Here is a 16,516-nt window from a genome sequence, read left to right on the forward strand (position 1 = left end):
GTAGTTGCACTTTCGCGGTGTCAGGCGGCTGCCGTCCCACCACCTGAGGCACGTTAGGCTGGCCCGCTGTGATCACCCGGATGTCCGAGCTGTTCCTGCGCACCCTGCGCGACGACCCCGCCGACGCCGAAGTGCCCAGCCACAAGCTGCTCATTCGCGCCGGCTACGTCCGGCCCGTCGCGCCCGGGCTGTACAGCTGGCTGCCCCTCGGGCTGCGGGTGCTGCGCAAGATCGAACGGATCGTCCGCGACGAGATGAACGCGATCGGCGGGCAGGAGATCCTGTTCCCGGCCCTGCTGCCGCGCGCGCCGTACGAGACGACGAACCGGTGGACCGAATACGGCGACGGCGTTTTCCGCCTGCAGGACCGCCGCGGCAACGACTACCTGCTCGGCCCCACGCACGAGGAGCTCTTCGCCCTGACCGTCAAGGGCGAGTACAGCTCCTACAAGGACTTTCCGCTGCTGCTGTTCCAGATCCAGAACAAGTACCGCGACGAGGCGCGGCCGCGGGCCGGCATCCTGCGGGTCCGGGAGTTCTTGATGAAGGACTCCTACTCGTTCGACATCGACGACGCGGGGCTGAAGGCCGCCTATCACGCGCACCGTGAGGCGTATCAGCGCATCTTCGAGCGGCTGCAGGTGCGCTACGTCATCGTGTCGGCGGTGTCGGGCGCGATGGGCGGCAGCGCGTCCGAGGAATTCCTGGCCGAAAGCGAAGTCGGCGAGGACACCTTCGTGCGCTGCCTGGAGTCCGGGTACGCGGCCAACGTCGAGGCGGTCGTCACCGCCCGCCCCGAGGCGCGCCCGGTCGACGGGCTGCCCGAGGCGGTGGTCCACGACACCGGCGACACCCCGACGATCGCCACCCTGGTCGCCTGGGCCAACGGCGCCGACCTGGGCCGCGAGATCACCGCGGCCGACACCTTGAAGAACGTCCTGCTGAAGGTCCGCCAGCCCGGCGGGGAGTGGGAGCTGCTGGCCGTCGGGGTGCCCGGCGACCGCGAGGTGGACGACAAGCGGCTGGGCGCGGCGCTGGAACCGGCCGACTACGCCCTGCTCGACGACGCCGACTTCGCCAAGTACCCATTCCTGGTGAAGGGCTACATCGGGCCGAAAGCGTTGCGGGAGAACGGCGTTCGCTACCTCGTCGACCCGCGGGTGGTGGACGGCACCAGCTGGATCACCGGGGCCGACGAGCCCGGCCGGCATGTCGTCGGGCTGGTGGCGGGCCGGGACTTCACGGCCGACGGCACCATCGAGGCCGCCGAGGTGCGCGACGGCGACCCGTCCCCGGACGGGGCGGGCCCACTGGTGTCCGCGCGCGGCATCGAGATCGGGCACATCTTCCAGCTCGGCCGCAAATACACCGACGCCTTCACCGTCGACGTCCTCGGCGAGGACGGCAAGCCGGTGCGCCTGACCATGGGCTCCTACGGCCTGGGCGTCTCCCGGATGGTGGCCGTCATCGCCGAGCAGCACCACGACGAGCTGGGCCTGCGCTGGCCGTCGGCCGTGGCGCCGTTCGACGTCCACCTGGTCATCGCCAATAAGGACGACCAAGCCCGCGCCGGGGCGATCGCGCTGGCCGACGACCTGGATCGGCTGGGTCTCGAGGTGCTGCTCGACGACCGCCAGGCGTCGCCCGGGGTGAAGTTCAAGGACGCCGAGCTGCTGGGCGTGCCGCGGATCGTCGTGGTGGGGCGGGGCTGGGCCGACGGGGTGGTCGAGCTGCGGGATCGCTTCGGCGGGCAGACCCGCGAGCTCGCGGTGAGCGAATCGCTGGCCACCGACATCGTGGCGGCCCTGGACTCCTAGCGCGGGCTACTCGTTGCCGCCCGGGAAGCTGGTCGTGATGGGCCAGGCGCCCAGCACGCGGTTCCACCTGGCGGCCATGACCGTGCTCTGCATCAGGGCGTTGGCTGCGAACGCGCGGTCATCCGCCGTCTCCGCGTGCTCGATGACGGCGCGCCACGCCGTCGAGCAGTCGTTCTCCATGCGGGCCGCCAGCCGCGCCGCGTCGGCCGGGCTGCCCACCAGCATCGGCAACTGGTAGCCCGCGGCGGCGACCGGCGCGTTGACCTTTCGGGCTGCCAGCATCGCGATCACGTCGTCGCGGCGTTGGCGGTGCTGGCCCAGGGCCTCCACCACCATGTCGTTGACGCTGGGCGGCGACAGCGCGGACACGATGCCGTAGCCGTAGATCGTCGAGTGCTCGATGGCCAGCGCGTCGCACAGGGCCGCGTTGTCGGCGTCCTTGCCGGAACTCATATCGACGGCCCCCCGGGCACCAGCGCCACGGTCGCGGACGCCGTGCACGACGCGGCGATCGACGCGAGCAGCCCGGACCGGTAGCCGGACTCCGTCGTCACCAGCCGGCTGGCGTTCTCCGCGGACGCGCGCAGCGAGTTGATCACGTCGGGCACCGGCGGCGGTGGCGGCGGCGGGCCCGGCGGCGGGGCGGGGGTGGGGCTGGGGCTGGTCGTCTCGCTCGACGACGCGGTGAGCTTGCCCGCCGCCCGGGAGATCTCCGTGGACAGCGCGCGGGCGTGTGCGGCGCGCTGGGTCGCGACGACGGTCAACGCGGCCGCGACCTGGGGCGCGAGACCCACAGCGGTGGCCGCGGCCCCGGCCAGCGCGCTGTCTTTGCGGGCCTGGTCCAACGGTCCCAACAGGTTTTCGACGGCGGGCGGCTTCGGCTGCGGTTCGCCGCAGGCGGACGCGACCACCCCGAGCGCAGCAAGGGCTGCGGCGCCGGCGAGCACACCCCGCCGGTTGGTAACCGGTACTGCGCTAGGCACAGCAACATCCTGCCATTGCGCGACGGGGGGCCGGTCCAAGGACCGTGACCACGCACGATCGCGCCGTTATGGGCGTTTCCTGGCGTATCGTGGGTAGCTGACTGACACCGGAAACCACCCGGAAACAACCTGGGTGGCGACATCCGCCAGATGACCGGACAACTCAAGATGAGGAGCTCGCCGTGACCACCGGGCTACCTTCGCAGACGCAGGTGATCGAGCTACTCGACGGAGAATTCGCGCGCGCCGGTTACGAAATCGAAGACGTGGTCATCGACGGCCGCGCGCGTCCGCCGCGGATCACCGTGATCGCCGACGGCGACGAGCCCCTCGACCTCGACACGATCGCCACCCTGTCCCGTTCGGCATCGGCTTTGCTGGACGGCTCCGAGATCGTCGGCGCCTTCCGCGACAGCTACGTGCTGGAGGTCAGTTCGCCGGGCGTGGACCGCCCGCTGACCAGCGAGAAACACTTCCGCCGCGCCCGTGGCCGCAAGGTCGAGGTCGCGTTGTCGGACGGATCGCAGCTCACCGGCCGGGTCGGGGAGACCCGCGACGGCACGGTCGCGCTGGTGGTTCGCGCCGGCCGGGACTGGACCGTACGCGAGATCCCCCGCGCAGAAATCGTGAAAGCCGTTGTGCAGGTTGAGTTTTCACCGCCAGCCCGGGCGGAGCTGGAACTGGCTGGATTGGCTGAGGCGGGGCGGCCGGACAGGACGGAGGCCGAGGCATGAACATCGACATGGCCGCATTACACGCGATCGAGGTGGATCGGGGCATCTCGGTCAACGAGCTGCTCGAGACGATCAAATCCGCGCTGCTCACCGCCTACCGGCACACCCAGGGCCATCAGATGGACGCGACCATCGAGATCGACCGCAAAACCGGCGTCGTTCGCGTGATGGCCCGGGAGACCGACGAGGACGGCAACGTCATCAGCGAATGGGACGACACCCCGGAGGGTTTCGGACGCATCGCCGCGACGACCGCGCGCCAGGTGATGCTGCAGCGTTTCCGCGACGCCGAAAACGAGCGCACCTACGGGGAGTTCTCCACCCGCGAGGGGGAGATCGTCGCGGGGGTGATCCAGCGCGACAGCCGGGCCAACGCCCGCGGGCTGGTCGTGGTGCGGATGGGCAGCGAGACCAAGGCCTCCGAGGGCGTGATCCCGGCGGCCGAACAGGTCCCCGGCGAAAGCTACGAGCACGGCAACCGGATTCGCTGCTACGTCGTGGGCGTGACGCGCGGGTCCCGCGAGCCGGTGATCACGCTGTCACGCACCCACCCCAACCTGGTCCGCAAGCTGTTTTCGCTGGAAGTCCCGGAAATCGCCGACGGGTCGGTGGAGATCGTGGCGGTGGCCCGGGAGGCCGGGCACCGCTCCAAGATCGCGGTGCGCTCGAACGTTCCCGGCCTCAACGCGAAGGGCGCCTGCATCGGCCCGATGGGCCAGCGGGTCCGCAACGTGATGAGCGAGCTGTCCGGCGAGAAGATCGACATCATCGACTACGACGAGGACCCGGCCCGTTTCGTCGCCAACGCGCTGTCGCCGGCGAAGGTGGTCTCCGTGTCGGTCATCGACCAGACGGCCCGGGCCGCCCGCGTGGTGGTGCCCGACTTCCAGTTGTCGCTGGCCATCGGCAAGGAGGGCCAGAACGCCCGGCTGGCCGCGCGACTCACCGGGTGGCGCATCGACATTCGCGGGGATGCACCGGGGCACGCCGAGAGCCACGCCGACCACGGCGCCGGTCACCCGGTGGCACACGATCACTGACCTCACCTAACCGGCCCGCGCGGGCGGTTCTGACCTCCGGTCAAGTGACGCTAGACTGAGCCGTGATCCAGCGCGAACTTCCGGGCCCCGTGCGAACGTGTGTGGGGTGCCGAAAGCGAGAGCTGGCCGCCGAACTGCTTCGCGTGGTGGCTGTGTCGACGGGGAACGGCGAATATGCCGCGATCGTTGACGACAGGAGTAGCCTGCCGGGGCGGGGTGCATGGCTGCATCCCGCGCCACAGTGCGTACAACAGGCGATTCGGCGGCGGGCTTTTACCAAAGCGTTGCGCATCACCGGTCCACTGGACACATCCGCGGTGGTCGAGCACTTGGCAGTGCACGATTCGCCCGGCAACAGAAGAGGCAGCGAAGAACATGAGCACACCGTGAAGTCCCGATGACCATGCGTCATAGCTAAACCCGAGGCGCGGCCCACTGCTGTCGCCTCATAGACAGGAGATGTAGTGGCAGGTAAGGCCCGCGTACACGAGTTGGCCAAGGAACTCGGTGTCAGCAGCAAGGAAGTGCTCGCCCGACTGAATGAACAGGGCGAATTCGTCAAATCCGCATCGTCGACGGTAGAGGCGCCGGTCGCCCGCCGGCTGCGCGAGTCCTTCGGCGGCGGCAAGCCGGCCGCCACCAAGGCGCCCGCCAAGTCGCTCGACAAATCCCTTGATCGAGCCCTCGACAAGGCGATTAGCAAGCCCGCCGGAAACGGCGAAGCGACCGCGACGCCCGCCAAGCCCGCCGCCGCGCAGAGCGCCCCGGCCGCGACGGCCGAAGCGCCCCCGGCGGCGCCAGCGCCCCCGCGGCCCCAGCCCGGGCAACCGGCGGCGCCGACGCCTGGACAGCCGGCCCACCCGGCCCCGCAGCCCGGCATGACACCGGGCCCGCGGCCCGGCCCGATACCCAAGCCGCGCGCCCCGCGCGTCGGCAACAACCCGTTCTCGTCGGCGCAACCCGTCGACCGACCCATCCCGCGCCCGCCGGCCCCCCGTCCCGGGGCGCCCCGGCCCGGCGCGCCGCGGCCGGGCGCCTCGCCCGGCAGCATGCCGCCCCGGCCCGGCGGTGCCGCGGGGCAGGGCCGCCCGGCCCGGCCCGGCGCCCCGCGACCCGGTGGCGGTCGGCCCGGTGGGCCCGGCGGCCGCTCCGACGGCGGTGGCGGCAACTACCGCGGCGGTGGCGGCGGCGTCGGCGCCCCGCCCGGGGGTGGCTTCAGGGGCCGTCCCGGCGGCCCCGGCGGTGGCGGCGGTGGCCGCCCGGGACAGCGCGGCGGCGCGGCCGGCGCGTTCGGCCGCCCCGGCGGCGCGCCCCGGCGCGGCCGCAAGTCCAAGCGGCAGAAGCGCCAGGAATACGACTCGATGCAGGCGCCGGTCGTCGGCGGCGTGCGGCTGCCGCACGGCAACGGCGAGACCATCCGGTTGGCGCGCGGGGCGTCCCTGTCCGACTTCGCCGAGAAGATCGACGCAAATCCGGCCTCGCTGGTGCAGGCGCTGTTCAACCTCGGCGAGATGGTGACGGCCACCCAGTCGGTCGGCGACGAGACGCTCGAGCTGCTCGGCAGCGAGATGAACTACGTCGTGCAGGTCGTCAGCCCCGAGGACGAGGACCGCGAGCTGCTGGAGTCCTTCGACCTGACGTATGGCGAGGACGAGGGCGGCGAGGAGGACCTGCAGACCCGCCCGCCGGTGGTGACCGTCATGGGTCACGTCGACCACGGTAAAACCCGGCTGCTGGACACGATTCGTAAGGCCAACGTCCGCGAGGGCGAGGCCGGCGGCATCACCCAGCACATCGGCGCCTACCAGGTCGCCGTCGACCTGGACGGCACCGAGCGGCTGATCACCTTCATCGACACCCCGGGCCACGAGGCGTTCACCGCCATGCGTGCCCGCGGCGCCAAGGCGACCGACATCGCGATCCTGGTGGTCGCCGCCGACGACGGCGTGATGCCGCAGACGGTGGAGGCCATCAACCACGCGCAGGCCGCGGACGTGCCGATCGTGGTGGCGGTGAACAAGATCGACAAGGAGGGCGCCGACCCGCAGAAGATTCGCGGGCAGCTCACCGAATTCGGTTTGGTGCCAGAGGAATTCGGCGGTGACACGATGTTCGTGGACATCTCGGCGAAGGTGGGCACCAACATCGAGGCCCTGGAGGAGGCGGTGCTGCTGACCGCGGACGCCGCCCTGGACCTGCGCGCCAACCCCGACATGGAGGCGCAGGGTGTGGCGATCGAGGCGCACCTGGACCGCGGCCGCGGGCCGGTCGCCACGGTGCTGGTGCAGCGCGGCACGCTGCGGGTCGGCGACTCGGTGGTGGCCGGCGACGCCTACGGCCGCGTCCGCCGCATGGTCGACGAGCACGGCGAGGACGTCGAGGAGGCGCTGCCGTCGCGGCCGGTGCAGGTCATCGGGTTCACGTCGGTGCCCGGCGCCGGCGACAACTTCCTGGTCGTCGACGAGGACCGCATCGCGCGGCAGATCGCCGACCGGCGCAGCGCCCGCAAGCGCAACGCCCTGGCGGCCCGCTCGCGCAAGCGGATCAGCCTGGAGGACCTGGACTCGGCGCTGAAGGAAACCAGCCAGCTGAACCTGATCCTCAAGGGGGACAACGCCGGTACGGTCGAGGCGCTGGAGGAGGCCCTGATGGGCATCCAGGTCGACGACGAGGTGGCGCTGCGCGTCATCGACCGCGGCGTCGGCGGCATCACCGAGACCAACGTCAACCTGGCGTCGGCGTCGGACGCGATCATCATCGGGTTCAACGTGCGCGCCGAGGGCAAGGCGACGGAGCTGGCCAATCGCGAGGGCGTGGAGATCCGCTACTACTCGGTGATCTACCAGGCGATCGACGAGATCGAGAAGGCCCTGCGCGGCATGCTCAAGCCGATCTACGAGGAGAACCAGCTGGGCCGCGCCGAGATCCGGGCGCTGTTCCGCTCCTCGAAGGTCGGCCTCATCGCCGGCTGCATGATCAGCTCGGGGGTGGTGCGCCGCAACGCGAAGGCCCGGCTGCTGCGGGACAACATCGTGGTCGCCGACAACCTCACGATCACCTCGTTGCGCCGCGAGAAGGACGACGTGACCGAGGTGCGCGAGGGCTTCGAATGCGGTATGACGTTGGGCTACAACGACATCAAGGAAGGCGACATCATCGAGTCCTACGAGCTGGTGCAGAAGGAACGCGCCTGATTGCCACCGCTGACGATGCAGAAGGGATTGTGTGATGAGGTGGGGGTACCTCCCGCTTGCGGGGGAGAGGCGGTGAATCGTGCCTGACCCCGCAAGGGCGCGCCGGTTGGCCAAACGGATCTTCACCATCGTCGCCTCGGCGATCGAGTTCGAGATCAAGGATCCGGGCCTGGACGGGGTGACCATCGTCGACGCGAAGGTGACCGCCGACCTGCACGACGCGACCGTGTTCTACACGGTGATGGGCCGCACGCTGGACGACGAGCCCGACTACGCCGCCGCGGCGGCCGCGCTGGAGCGGGCCAAGGGCGCGCTGCGCACCAAGGTCGGGGCCGGCACCGGCGTGCGCTTCACGCCGACGCTGACGTTCACCCGCGACACGACGGCCGACAGCGTGCAGCGGATGGACGAATTGCTGGAGCGTGCCCGCGCCGCGGACGCCGATCTGGCGCGGGTTCGCTCGGGTGCCAAGCCGGCCGGGGAGGCCGATCCATACCGGGTAAGCGGGGCTGGGGACGCGAGCGACGGGAACGTCGGTGACGACGATCGACCCGAAGACTGACCTGGCCAGTGCCCCGCGGATCGGGGCACGTGTCGACGCCGGCGGCGCCGTCGAATTGCTGTCGCGCGCCGAGTCGATCGCGGTGATCGCCCACGTCCACCCCGACGCCGACACCATCGGCGCGGGGCTGGCGCTGGCGCTGGTGCTGGACCGGTGCGGCAAGCGCGTCGAGGTCAGCTTCGCCGCACCGGCGTCGCTGCCCGAGTCGCTGGCCTCGTTGCCCGGCTGTCATCTGCTGGTGCGCCCGGACGAGCTGCGCCGCGACGTCGATCTGGTTGTGACCGTTGACGTTCCGAGCGTCAAGCGGCTCGGGGAGCTGAGCGATCTGGCCGGCCCGGACCGCCATTCGCTGGTCATCGACCACCACGCCTCCAACGATCTGTTCGGCAGCGCCAACTTCATCGACGTGTCGGCGGACTCCACGACGATGATGATCGCGGACATCCTCGACGCGTGGGGCGAGCCGATCGACCGCGACGTCGCGCACTGCATCTACGCCGGCCTGACCACCGACACCGGATCGTTCCGCTGGGCCAGCGCCCGGGCGCTTCGGCTGGCGGCCCGGCTGGTCGACCTCGGCGTCGACAACGCCGCGGTCAGCCGGACGCTGATGGACACCCACCCGTTCGGGTGGCTGCCGCTGCTGTCGCGGGTGCTGGGCTCGGCGCAACTGGTGCCGGACGCGGCCGGCGGCCGCGGGCTTGTGTACGCGGTCGTCGAGCACCGGGACTGGATCAGCTCGCGCGCCGAGGAAGTCGAGAGCATCGTCGACATCGTGCGCACCACGCAGCAGGCGGAGGTGGCGGCGGTGTTCAAGGAGGTCGACCCGCAGCACTGGTCGGTGTCGATGCGGGCCAAGGCGCAGGTGGATCTGGCGGCGGTCGCGTCGGAGTTCGGCGGCGGGGGCCACCGGCTGGCCGCCGGCTATTCGACCGTCGGTTCGATCGAGGACGCGGTCGCGTCGCTGCGCGCGGCGCTCGGCTAGAACGCCCAGCTTCCCGAGCGCTGCAGCACGAAACCATGGTCGCCGCTGGTGGTGTCCAGGCAGGCCACCAGGCTGTCGGCGCCCACGGCGCACGTCACGTTCAAATACGACACCTTCTGTCCCGCCGCCAACGGTTTACCGCCGGATGTCAACGGGGGCGGGTTGCCTTCGCACCCGCTGTAGGTCATGCGGCTCAGCTCGTAGCCCGGCCCCTTGAAATTCACCGCGCCGACGACGCAGTCACCCGGCTTCGTGTGCCCGCCGCCGGGGAACGGCACGTCGTCCATGCCGGGCATGTCGCCGCTGCACTTGATGTCCTGTGAGGGTTGCGGCGGGGGCGCCGTTCCGCCGTAGAAGTCGCACACCAGCGTCGGCGTGGGCGCAAAGCTGATCCGGGTCGCGCTGCCCTGGGGCGTGGTGGCGTAGCCGTCCGCGGCGACGGAGGTGAAGCCGTCGAGGTTGGGGAAGCCCGGGGGCGGAGCCGCGCCGGCCTGCGGCACCGGGATCACGGCCGCCGCCAAGGTCAGGCCGCCGAGGGCACGCAGCGCGTAGCGGTGAGCACGCATCGCTTCCTCCTAACGCACCTGGGCCCGCCCGCGCTGCAGCACGGCGTCGCGGTTGGCGGCGATGTCCTCGCCGCTGGTGCGGAACTGCCGGGCGGCCGTCGCCTCCAGCCAGAGCCCGGTGCTGGTGTGGGTGTCGTCGATGCGGTGATAGGACGCCAGCAAGGCCCGCACCGCGTTCTGGTTGTTGCCGACGATCGACGCCGCCACCTGGCGGGCGGTGGGCAGCAGCCGGTCGTGCGGCACCACCTCGGTCACCAGGCCGGCGCGCAGCGCGTCGGCGGCGGACAGGTAGTCCCCGGTCAGGCTCATCCGCCGGGCCAGGCCGACACCCACCTTCTGGGGAAGCCGCACGGTCAGTCCCCAGGTCGGCAGCAGGCCCACCCGGGCATGCGTGTCGGCGAAGCGGGCCTGCTCGGAGGCGATCAGGAGGTCGCAGTACAGGGCCAGCTCCAGCCCGCCGGTGACCGCGGCGCCGTTGATCGCGCCGATCACCGGCTTGGTCAGCGCCGGCCAGCGCGGCGAGATGTCGGGGAGCGCCGTTTCGCTGCCCAGCTCCTTGAGGTCCAGCCCCGCGCAGAACACCGGTTCGGCGCCGGTGACGATGACGACGTCGACGCTGTCGTCGGTCTCGGCGTCGGCCAGGGCGCCGAAGAAGCGGTCCCGCAACGCCGAGGACAGCGCGTTGCGCGCCTCGGGACGGTTCAGGGTCAGGGTGCGCACCCGCTCGTCGGTCTCGATCAGCAGGACGTCTGTCATGTGTTCACCGTAGAGGGTCGTTCCCGACGCTTATCGTTGAGATCATGTGCCGGAACATCACCGAACTGCGCGGCCTGCAGCCGGAGGCCACCCCGGAGGAGGTCGCGGCGGCGGCGCGCCAGTATGTGCGCAAGGTCAGCGGCATCACCCGCCCCTCGGCCGCCAACGTCGACGCGTTCGAGGCCGCCGTCGCCGAGGTCACCGAGACGACGGCGCGATTGCTGGCGGCCCTGCCGCCGCGGCGCCAGCCACCGAAGACCGTGCCGCCGTTGCGCCGCCCGGAGGTGCGAGCCCGCCTCGCAGGAGCGAAATGACACCCGCGCTCAAGGAGTGGGGTGCGGTCGTGCACGCGCTGCTCGACGGCCGCCAACGGGTGCTGCTGCGCAAGGGCGGCATCGGCGAAAAGCGGTTCGAGCTCGCGGCCCGGGAGTTCTTGTTGTTCCCGACCGTCGCCCACAGCCACGCCCAGCGCGTCCGGCCCGAGCACCGCGACCTGCTGGACGCCGGGGCCGCCGACAGCGCCGACGACCACCTGGTGCTGCGCGCCGCAGCGAAAGTCGTTGCGGCGCAAGAGGTCAACCGGCCGGATGGCCTCCCGGCGATCGAGGACCTGCACATCTGGACCGCCGAGTCGGTGCGCGAGGATCGCCTGGACTTCCGGCCCAAGCACAAGCTGGCCGTGCTGGTGGTGTCGGTGATCCCACTGGCCGAGCCGGTGCGGATCCCGCGGGCCCCCGAGTACGGCGGCTGCACCAGCTGGACGCAGCTGCCGCTGGCCGACGTTCGCTTGGTCGCGCCGGTGCACGACGAGGCCGCGCTACACCGGGTGGCGCTGCGGGTCCGCGACGCGGTCGGTTAGCGGCGATCGCACGCGCGGCTCACGGATCGGCGGGGCCCTCGGGAAGCAGCAGCCGGGAAAGCCCGTAGTGCACAGAGTGGGTGGCCGGTGTGGCCTGCCCGGCCGTCAACAACGGTTCGCCGGAGCCGAGGTTGCGCGCAAAGCGCGGAAACCAGCTGCCCGCGATCAGGACGCGGATGCGTGAGCCGGCGCGGAAGCGGTGGGCGATCCCGTCGAGCTCCACCCGCACGATCTCGGTCCCGGCGGCGGCGTCGGAGCCGTCAGTGCCGCCCAAGCGCCGGTAGCCGTCGCTGACATTGCGGGAGTGGCCCTTGGCGTCCACCTCGCTCACCCGAACGAACAGATCGACGTGGGGGTTGTCGGAGCTGTGGGCCAGCTCGACCACGGGGGTCCCGTACACGTAGAGGTCGTGGGTGAGCGTCAGGCTGGTGAACGCCAGGACGTCGTCGCGCGAGGCGAGGCGGGTGTCGTCGCGGTAGCCGCCGTTCGTGGACAGCAGCGGGCCGCCGGTGGTGGGCGTCGGGTCGGCGGGATCGGAGCGAAATGTCGCCGGGGCCAACCCGTCCGGGGTCGGCGCCGTCTCGCCCAGGTGCCCGCCGGGCCGCAGGTACAACGCCCGTTCGGTGGTGGCGGGCGGCCAGTCGGGCAGGTGGCGCCAGGCTTGGCCCTTGTCCGCGCCGGTGACGCAGACGTGCACGCTGCCCGGCCGGCGCTGGGGCTCGCCGCGCAGGTGGGCGTCCAGCCAGTCCAGCGTCTCGCGCGCGCTGATCGGGAGCGCCTTCCCGAGCAGCTGGGTGTGCGTCCACGGGCCGACGGTGAGCGCGACCTCGACGCCGCGGCCGCGCAGCTGGGCATACTGCTGCAGCGTCTGCCGGATGAAGATGTCCTGCCAGCCGCCGATGAGCAGCACCGGCACCCGCGCCCGGTCCAGCGCGTCGGTGAACCGCCGGGCGTCCCAGAACACGTCGTCCTGCTCGTGGTGTTCGATCCACGATTCGAACCACGGCGCGCCCTCGCCGAGCATCGCCCGGGCCGCGGCGCCCAGGGGCAGCGCACCGGCCGCCTCGGCCACCTTGCGCCGGGCCTGCAGCTGGCGCAACGCCATCTTGACCCGTCGCGGGTCCTCCTGGTGAGCGACCAGATCGCTCCAGCCCAGGAAGTCGTTGACGGCGAACGAGCCGGTGCCCCACACTGAGGCATTGAAATCGTGTGGGCCCGCGGTGATCACGGCCGCGGCCAGCTCCGGTGGCGGGTCTCCCAGCAGCGCCCACTGGGTGAAGCCCAGGTAGGACACCCCGACGGTGCCGAATCGGCCGGTGAACCAGGGCTGCTCGCGCAGCCAGACGACCGTGTCGGCGCCGTCGGCGGCCTCGTTGACCATCGGGTCGAAATCCCCGCCCGACCCGTACGTCCCGCGCACGCTCTGCAGCACGACGTGATAGCCGCGGGCGGCGTGCACCCGGGCGTAGGCGTGCGAAAACGGAAACCCCCGCCCATAGGGTCCACGGACGAGCAGGGTGCCCGCGGGGCTGGAGGTGACCGGCGCGTAGTGGTTGGCCGCCAGGGTGACCCCGTCGCGCATCGGCACGTCGACGCGCTCCACGGTGTACTCGGTGGTGGCCCGGGGCAGGCCCAACAGCCGGCCGAGCGCGGCGTCGCCCACCCGTCCCAGCGTGCGGGGAGTGGGCTGCGCCGGGCGCGTCGAGGTGGTACTCACCGACCCCACACTAGGGTTTTTCCAGGACGCCGGGCGGCGTAATCAGAACTTGTAGTACGGCGCCAGGTCGTTGGCGCGCTGCAGATTGGTGGACATGCAGTCCACCTCCGGGTTGGAGTAGACGGCGGAGTAGTACAGCGCCTGCTGCAGCACCCCGTAGCTGGTCTTGAACGCGACCATGCAGGAGAAGAACCAGAAGCTGTTGTGATAGGTCGGCTTCATCACCCAGTACTGCGCGGCGCGGTGCCCCGCAATCGTGGTCTCGATCGCGTCGGCGGGTAGGGATTGCTCGTAGGTGCGCCAGATGATGGGCTCGACGGCCAGCTGGTAGTTGCCCGCGTCGAAGTGGCAGCGCAGCCCGTCCTCGTGTTCGGGCGGCGTGAAACCCAACCCGAGCCGCTGCACGACGTCGAACGGGATGTCCTCGCACGCGTCGAAGGGACGCGGGTCGGTGGTGGCCACGATGGGGCTCTTCATGGTGGTCTCCATCGGCTCGGCCGTCGACCGCAGCTCGACCGGACCACCGCCGCTTGGCCCCGGCGGGGCGCTGTGCCAGCCCGCGACCAGCGCCGTGGCCAGCGCACCCAGCGCCGAAACCAGCCGCAGTTTGGCGATTACCGACATTTCCTGCCCTCCCTTGCCGGGAGTGTAGAGCCCCCGCAGTGAAAAGAGAACACGTTCTAATCCCGCGGGCAAGCGCCCGGCGGAAACCGGCTCCTCGCCGCGGGTCGTTAGGCTGGTTAGTCGTGGCGAGCCGGGAATCGACTAATGGTGCACAGCCGACGCTGTGGGCGGTTTCCGACCTGCACACCGGTCACCTGGGCAACAAGCCGGTCACCGAATCGCTGTACCCGTCGTCGCCGGACGACTGGCTGATCGTCGCCGGCGACGTCGCCGAACGCACCGACGACATCCGCTGGGCGCTTGACGTGCTGCGTCGCCGGTTCGCCAAGGTGATCTGGGTGCCCGGCAACCACGAGCTGTGGACCACCACCCGGGATCCCATGCAGATCTTCGGCAAGGCGCGCTACGACTACCTGGTCAACATGTGCGACGAGATGGGCGTGGTCACGCCCGAGCATCCGTTTCCGGTGTGGACCGAGCGCGGCGGCCCGGCCACGATCGTGCCGATGTTCCTGCTCTACGACTACACCTTCTTGCCCGAGGGGGCGACGAGCAAAGCCGAGGGCCTGGCGATCGCGCGGCAGCGCAACGTGGTGGCCACCGACGAGTTCCTGCTCTCGTCCGAGCCGTACGCCACCCGCGAGGCCTGGTGTCGCGAGCGGTTGGCCGCCACGCGCGCCCGCCTCGAACAGCTGGACTGGATGACGCCCACCGTGCTGGTGAACCACTTTCCGTTGGTGCGCGACCCCTGCGACGCGTTGTTCTACCCGGAGTTCTCGCTGTGGTGCGGTACCACCAAGACCGCCGACTGGCACACCCGCTACAACGCGATCTGTTCGGTGTACGGGCACCTGCACATTCCGCGCACCACGTGGTACGACGACGTGCGCTTCGAGGAGGTGTCGGTGGGTTACCCGCGGGAGTGGCGCCGCCGCAAGCCGTACAGCTGGCTGCGCCAGGTGCTGCCGGATCCCCAGTACGCGCCGGGCTACCTCAACGACTTCGGTGGTCACTTCGTGATCACCCCCGAGATGCGCCGCCAGGCCCAGCAATTCCGGGAACGAGTGCGGCAGCGGCAGTCTCGATGACGGCCCGCACGCTGGTGTCGGCGGTGTTGCCCGACACCGCATCGCAGGATCTCGCGTACGCGGAGGTGTATTCCGACCCGCCGGGCCTGACCCCGTTGCCCGAAGAGGAGCCGCTGATCGCCAAGTCGGTCGCCAAGCGGCGCAACGAGTTCATCACCGTGCGGCACTGCGCCCGCATCGCGATGCGCGAGCTCGGTGTGCCGCCGGTGCCGATCCTCAAGGGCGAGAAGGGCCAACCCTGCTGGCCCGACGGCGTGGTGGGCAGCCTCACCCACTGCACGGGCTACCGCGGCGCGGTGGTGGGGCGCGCCGGCGCGGTGCGCTCGGTGGGCATCGACGCCGAACCGCACGACGTGCTGCCCGAGGGCGTGCTGGGCGCGATCGCCCTCGACGACGAACGCCAGGAGATCGCCGCGCTGCCCGCCGGCCTGCACTGGGACCGGATCCTGTTCTGCGCCAAGGAAGCAACCTACAAGGCGTGGTTCCCCCTGACCGAGCGGTGGCTGGGTTTCGAGGACGCCCACATCGTGTTCGACCCCGATCCGACCGGCCGGGGAAGCACCGGGACGTTCGTCTCCAAGATCCTGATCGACGGCGCCGCGCTGTCGGGTCCGCCGCTGACCGCGCTGCGGGGCCGCTGGTCGGTCGAGCGGGGACTGGTGCTCACCGGCATCGTCCTATGACCGGACCGGGCATAGTCGTCGTCGACAAGCCGGCCGGCATGACCAGTCACGACGTCGTGGGCCGCTGCCGCCGCATCTTTGCCACCCGCCGGGTGGGGCACGCGGGGACGCTGGACCCGATGGCCACCGGCGTGCTGGTGATCGGCGTCGAGCGGGCTACCAAGATCCTCGGCCTGCTCACCGGGGCGTCGAAGTCGTACGCCGCCACCATCCGGTTGGGTCAGACCACCTCCACCGAGGACGCCGAAGGCGAAGTGCTGCAATCGGTTTCGGCCGCACACGTGACCGATGAGGAGATTGCCGCCGCAGTCGCCGGGCTGCGCGGGGACATCGAGCAGGTCCCGTCGGCCGTCAGCGCGATCAAGGTGGAGGGCCGCCGCGCCTATCGGCTGGTCCGCGAGGGCCAAACGGTCGAGCTGGCGGCCCGCCCGGTGCGGATCGACCGGTTCGAGGTGTTGCGCGTCCGGCGCCACGATGAGCTGGTCGACGTCGACGTCGAGGTCGACTGCTCGTCGGGGACCTACATCCGCGCGCTGGCCCGCGATCTGGGCGCCGCGCTGGGCGTGGGGGGGCACCTGACGGCGTTGCGGCGCACCCGCGTCGGGCGCTTCGCGCTGGCCCAGGCGCACACTCTCGACGATCTCGCCGAGGCGCCGCGGCTGACCTTGACCCTCGACGAGGCGTGCCTGCTGATGTTTCCGCGCCGCGACCTGTCCGCCGAGGAGGCCTTGGCGGCGGGCAACGGCAGGGCCCTGGCGCCGGCCGGCATCGACGGCGTCTACGCCGCCACAGACGCGGACGGCCGAGTGATCGCGCTGCTGCGCGACGAGGGGCCGCGGACCAGGTCCGTCGTGGTGCTCCGCCCGGCCACGCTCTGACCGGACTTTTCTTGGGCGCAAGCCCCGGAC

Annotated in this window: 18 protein-coding genes; 12 read left to right on the top strand and 6 right to left on the bottom strand. The window is 71.0% G+C overall.

The window, feature by feature from the left end:
* Positions 1 to 68: 68 nt before the first annotated feature.
* Entirely contained in the window at positions 69 to 1,817 is a 1,749-nt protein-coding gene (locus AC5Y4S_RS05350; protein WP_500030680.1) for a proline--tRNA ligase, read from the top strand.
* Between the two features lie 6 nt (positions 1,818 to 1,823).
* Here the strand turns inward: AC5Y4S_RS05350 and AC5Y4S_RS05355 are convergent, their stop codons facing one another.
* A complete protein-coding gene (locus AC5Y4S_RS05355) occupies positions 1,824 to 2,270 on the bottom strand; it encodes a ferritin-like domain-containing protein (RefSeq protein WP_500030682.1) in 447 nt (148 codons plus the stop codon).
* Entirely contained in the window at positions 2,267 to 2,800 is a 534-nt protein-coding gene (locus tag AC5Y4S_RS05360; RefSeq protein ID WP_068186498.1) for a twin-arginine translocation signal domain-containing protein, read from the bottom strand. Before AC5Y4S_RS05360 ends, AC5Y4S_RS05355 begins: the two co-directional genes overlap by 4 nt.
* A gap of 182 nt (positions 2,801 to 2,982) precedes the next feature.
* On the opposite strand from AC5Y4S_RS05360, the gene rimP reads away from it, so the two are divergent.
* From rimP to AC5Y4S_RS05390, 6 genes are all read left to right on the top strand, one after another.
* Positions 2,983 to 3,534, top strand: coding sequence for a ribosome maturation factor RimP (gene rimP / locus AC5Y4S_RS05365; RefSeq protein ID WP_500030687.1), 552 nt, complete (start codon positions 2,983 to 2,985; stop codon positions 3,532 to 3,534).
* The gene (gene nusA / locus AC5Y4S_RS05370; protein WP_500030691.1) at positions 3,531 to 4,574 is read left to right on the top strand and encodes a transcription termination factor NusA; all 1,044 of its coding nucleotides are present in this window, start codon (positions 3,531 to 3,533) and stop codon (positions 4,572 to 4,574) included. The genes rimP and nusA overlap by 4 nt, the downstream gene beginning before the upstream one ends.
* Before the next feature lie 152 nt (positions 4,575 to 4,726).
* Complete coding sequence (locus AC5Y4S_RS05375; RefSeq protein WP_500032173.1) at positions 4,727 to 4,975, top strand: YlxR family protein; 249 nt, start codon at positions 4,727 to 4,729, stop codon at positions 4,973 to 4,975.
* Positions 4,976 to 5,038: 63 nt separating this feature from the next.
* Entirely contained in the window at positions 5,039 to 7,768 is a 2,730-nt protein-coding gene (gene infB, locus AC5Y4S_RS05380; protein ID WP_500030697.1) for a translation initiation factor IF-2, read from the top strand.
* A 79-nt stretch (positions 7,769 to 7,847) separates the two neighbouring features.
* The gene (gene rbfA, locus AC5Y4S_RS05385) at positions 7,848 to 8,330 is read left to right on the top strand and encodes a 30S ribosome-binding factor RbfA (RefSeq protein ID WP_500030701.1); all 483 of its coding nucleotides are present in this window, start codon (positions 7,848 to 7,850) and stop codon (positions 8,328 to 8,330) included.
* Positions 8,305 to 9,315, top strand: a complete 1,011-nt coding sequence (locus AC5Y4S_RS05390; RefSeq protein WP_500030706.1) for a DHH family phosphoesterase — start codon at positions 8,305 to 8,307, stop codon at positions 9,313 to 9,315. The genes rbfA and AC5Y4S_RS05390 overlap by 26 nt, the downstream gene beginning before the upstream one ends.
* Here AC5Y4S_RS05390 and AC5Y4S_RS05395 read toward each other — a convergent pair.
* Positions 9,312 to 9,881, bottom strand: a complete 570-nt coding sequence (locus AC5Y4S_RS05395; RefSeq protein WP_500030711.1) for a hypothetical protein — start codon at positions 9,879 to 9,881, stop codon at positions 9,312 to 9,314. The genes AC5Y4S_RS05390 and AC5Y4S_RS05395 overlap by 4 nt on opposite strands.
* 9 nt (positions 9,882 to 9,890) lie before the next feature.
* A complete protein-coding gene (locus AC5Y4S_RS05400) occupies positions 9,891 to 10,637 on the bottom strand; it encodes an enoyl-CoA hydratase (RefSeq protein ID WP_500030714.1) in 747 nt (248 codons plus the stop codon).
* A 44-nt stretch (positions 10,638 to 10,681) separates the two neighbouring features.
* Between AC5Y4S_RS05400 and AC5Y4S_RS05405 the strand changes: the two genes are divergently transcribed.
* Entirely contained in the window at positions 10,682 to 10,951 is a 270-nt protein-coding gene (locus AC5Y4S_RS05405; protein ID WP_500030717.1) for a DUF2277 domain-containing protein, read from the top strand.
* Positions 10,948 to 11,496, top strand: coding sequence for a DUF1802 family protein (locus AC5Y4S_RS05410; RefSeq protein ID WP_500030721.1), 549 nt, complete (start codon positions 10,948 to 10,950; stop codon positions 11,494 to 11,496). Before AC5Y4S_RS05405 ends, AC5Y4S_RS05410 begins: the two co-directional genes overlap by 4 nt.
* A 19-nt stretch (positions 11,497 to 11,515) precedes the next feature.
* Here AC5Y4S_RS05410 and AC5Y4S_RS05415 read toward each other — a convergent pair whose 3' ends face one another.
* Together AC5Y4S_RS05415 and AC5Y4S_RS05420 are read right to left on the bottom strand one after the other, a co-directional pair.
* The gene (locus AC5Y4S_RS05415; RefSeq protein ID WP_500030726.1) at positions 11,516 to 13,213 is read right to left on the bottom strand and encodes a CocE/NonD family hydrolase; all 1,698 of its coding nucleotides are present in this window, start codon (positions 13,211 to 13,213) and stop codon (positions 11,516 to 11,518) included.
* A gap of 42 nt (positions 13,214 to 13,255) precedes the next feature.
* Complete coding sequence (locus AC5Y4S_RS05420; protein ID WP_500030730.1) at positions 13,256 to 13,837, bottom strand: DUF3558 domain-containing protein; 582 nt, start codon at positions 13,835 to 13,837, stop codon at positions 13,256 to 13,258.
* 122 nt (positions 13,838 to 13,959) lie between these two features.
* On the opposite strand from AC5Y4S_RS05420, the gene pptH reads away from it, so the two are divergent.
* Genes pptH through truB form a run of 3 tightly spaced genes read left to right on the top strand, consistent with a single transcriptional unit; the run spans position 13,960 to position 16,486 of the window.
* The gene (gene pptH / locus AC5Y4S_RS05425) at positions 13,960 to 14,925 is read left to right on the top strand and encodes an ACP phosphodiesterase PptH (protein WP_500030731.1); all 966 of its coding nucleotides are present in this window, start codon (positions 13,960 to 13,962) and stop codon (positions 14,923 to 14,925) included.
* The gene (gene pptT / locus AC5Y4S_RS05430) at positions 14,922 to 15,608 is read left to right on the top strand and encodes a 4'-phosphopantetheinyl transferase PptT (protein ID WP_500030732.1); all 687 of its coding nucleotides are present in this window, start codon (positions 14,922 to 14,924) and stop codon (positions 15,606 to 15,608) included. The genes pptH and pptT overlap by 4 nt, the downstream gene beginning before the upstream one ends.
* Entirely contained in the window at positions 15,605 to 16,486 is an 882-nt protein-coding gene (truB, locus tag AC5Y4S_RS05435) for a tRNA pseudouridine(55) synthase TruB (RefSeq protein ID WP_500030733.1), read from the top strand. Before pptT ends, truB begins: the two co-directional genes overlap by 4 nt.
* Positions 16,487 to 16,516: the final 30 nt, after the last annotated feature.

The organism is Mycobacterium sp. NGS64 (assembly GCF_059812245.1).

Excerpts from the sequence above, each read along its gene's own strand:
- AC5Y4S_RS05355 (WP_500030682.1), bottom strand. The coding sequence starts at position 2,270 with ATGAGTTCCGGCAAGGACGCCGACAACGCGGCCCTGTGCGACGCGCTG.
- nusA (WP_500030691.1), top strand. The coding sequence starts at position 3,531 with ATGAACATCGACATGGCCGCATTACACGCGATCGAGGTGGATCGGGGC.
- AC5Y4S_RS05395 (WP_500030711.1), bottom strand. The coding sequence starts at position 9,881 with ATGCGTGCTCACCGCTACGCGCTGCGTGCCCTCGGCGGCCTGACCTTG.
- AC5Y4S_RS05400 (WP_500030714.1), bottom strand. The coding sequence starts at position 10,637 with ATGACAGACGTCCTGCTGATCGAGACCGACGAGCGGGTGCGCACCCTG.
- AC5Y4S_RS05405 (WP_500030717.1), top strand. The coding sequence starts at position 10,682 with ATGTGCCGGAACATCACCGAACTGCGCGGCCTGCAGCCGGAGGCCACC.
- AC5Y4S_RS05410 (WP_500030721.1), top strand. The coding sequence starts at position 10,948 with ATGACACCCGCGCTCAAGGAGTGGGGTGCGGTCGTGCACGCGCTGCTC.
- AC5Y4S_RS05420 (WP_500030730.1), bottom strand. The coding sequence starts at position 13,837 with ATGTCGGTAATCGCCAAACTGCGGCTGGTTTCGGCGCTGGGTGCGCTG.
- pptT (WP_500030732.1), top strand. The coding sequence starts at position 14,922 with ATGACGGCCCGCACGCTGGTGTCGGCGGTGTTGCCCGACACCGCATCG.
- truB (WP_500030733.1), top strand. The coding sequence starts at position 15,605 with ATGACCGGACCGGGCATAGTCGTCGTCGACAAGCCGGCCGGCATGACC.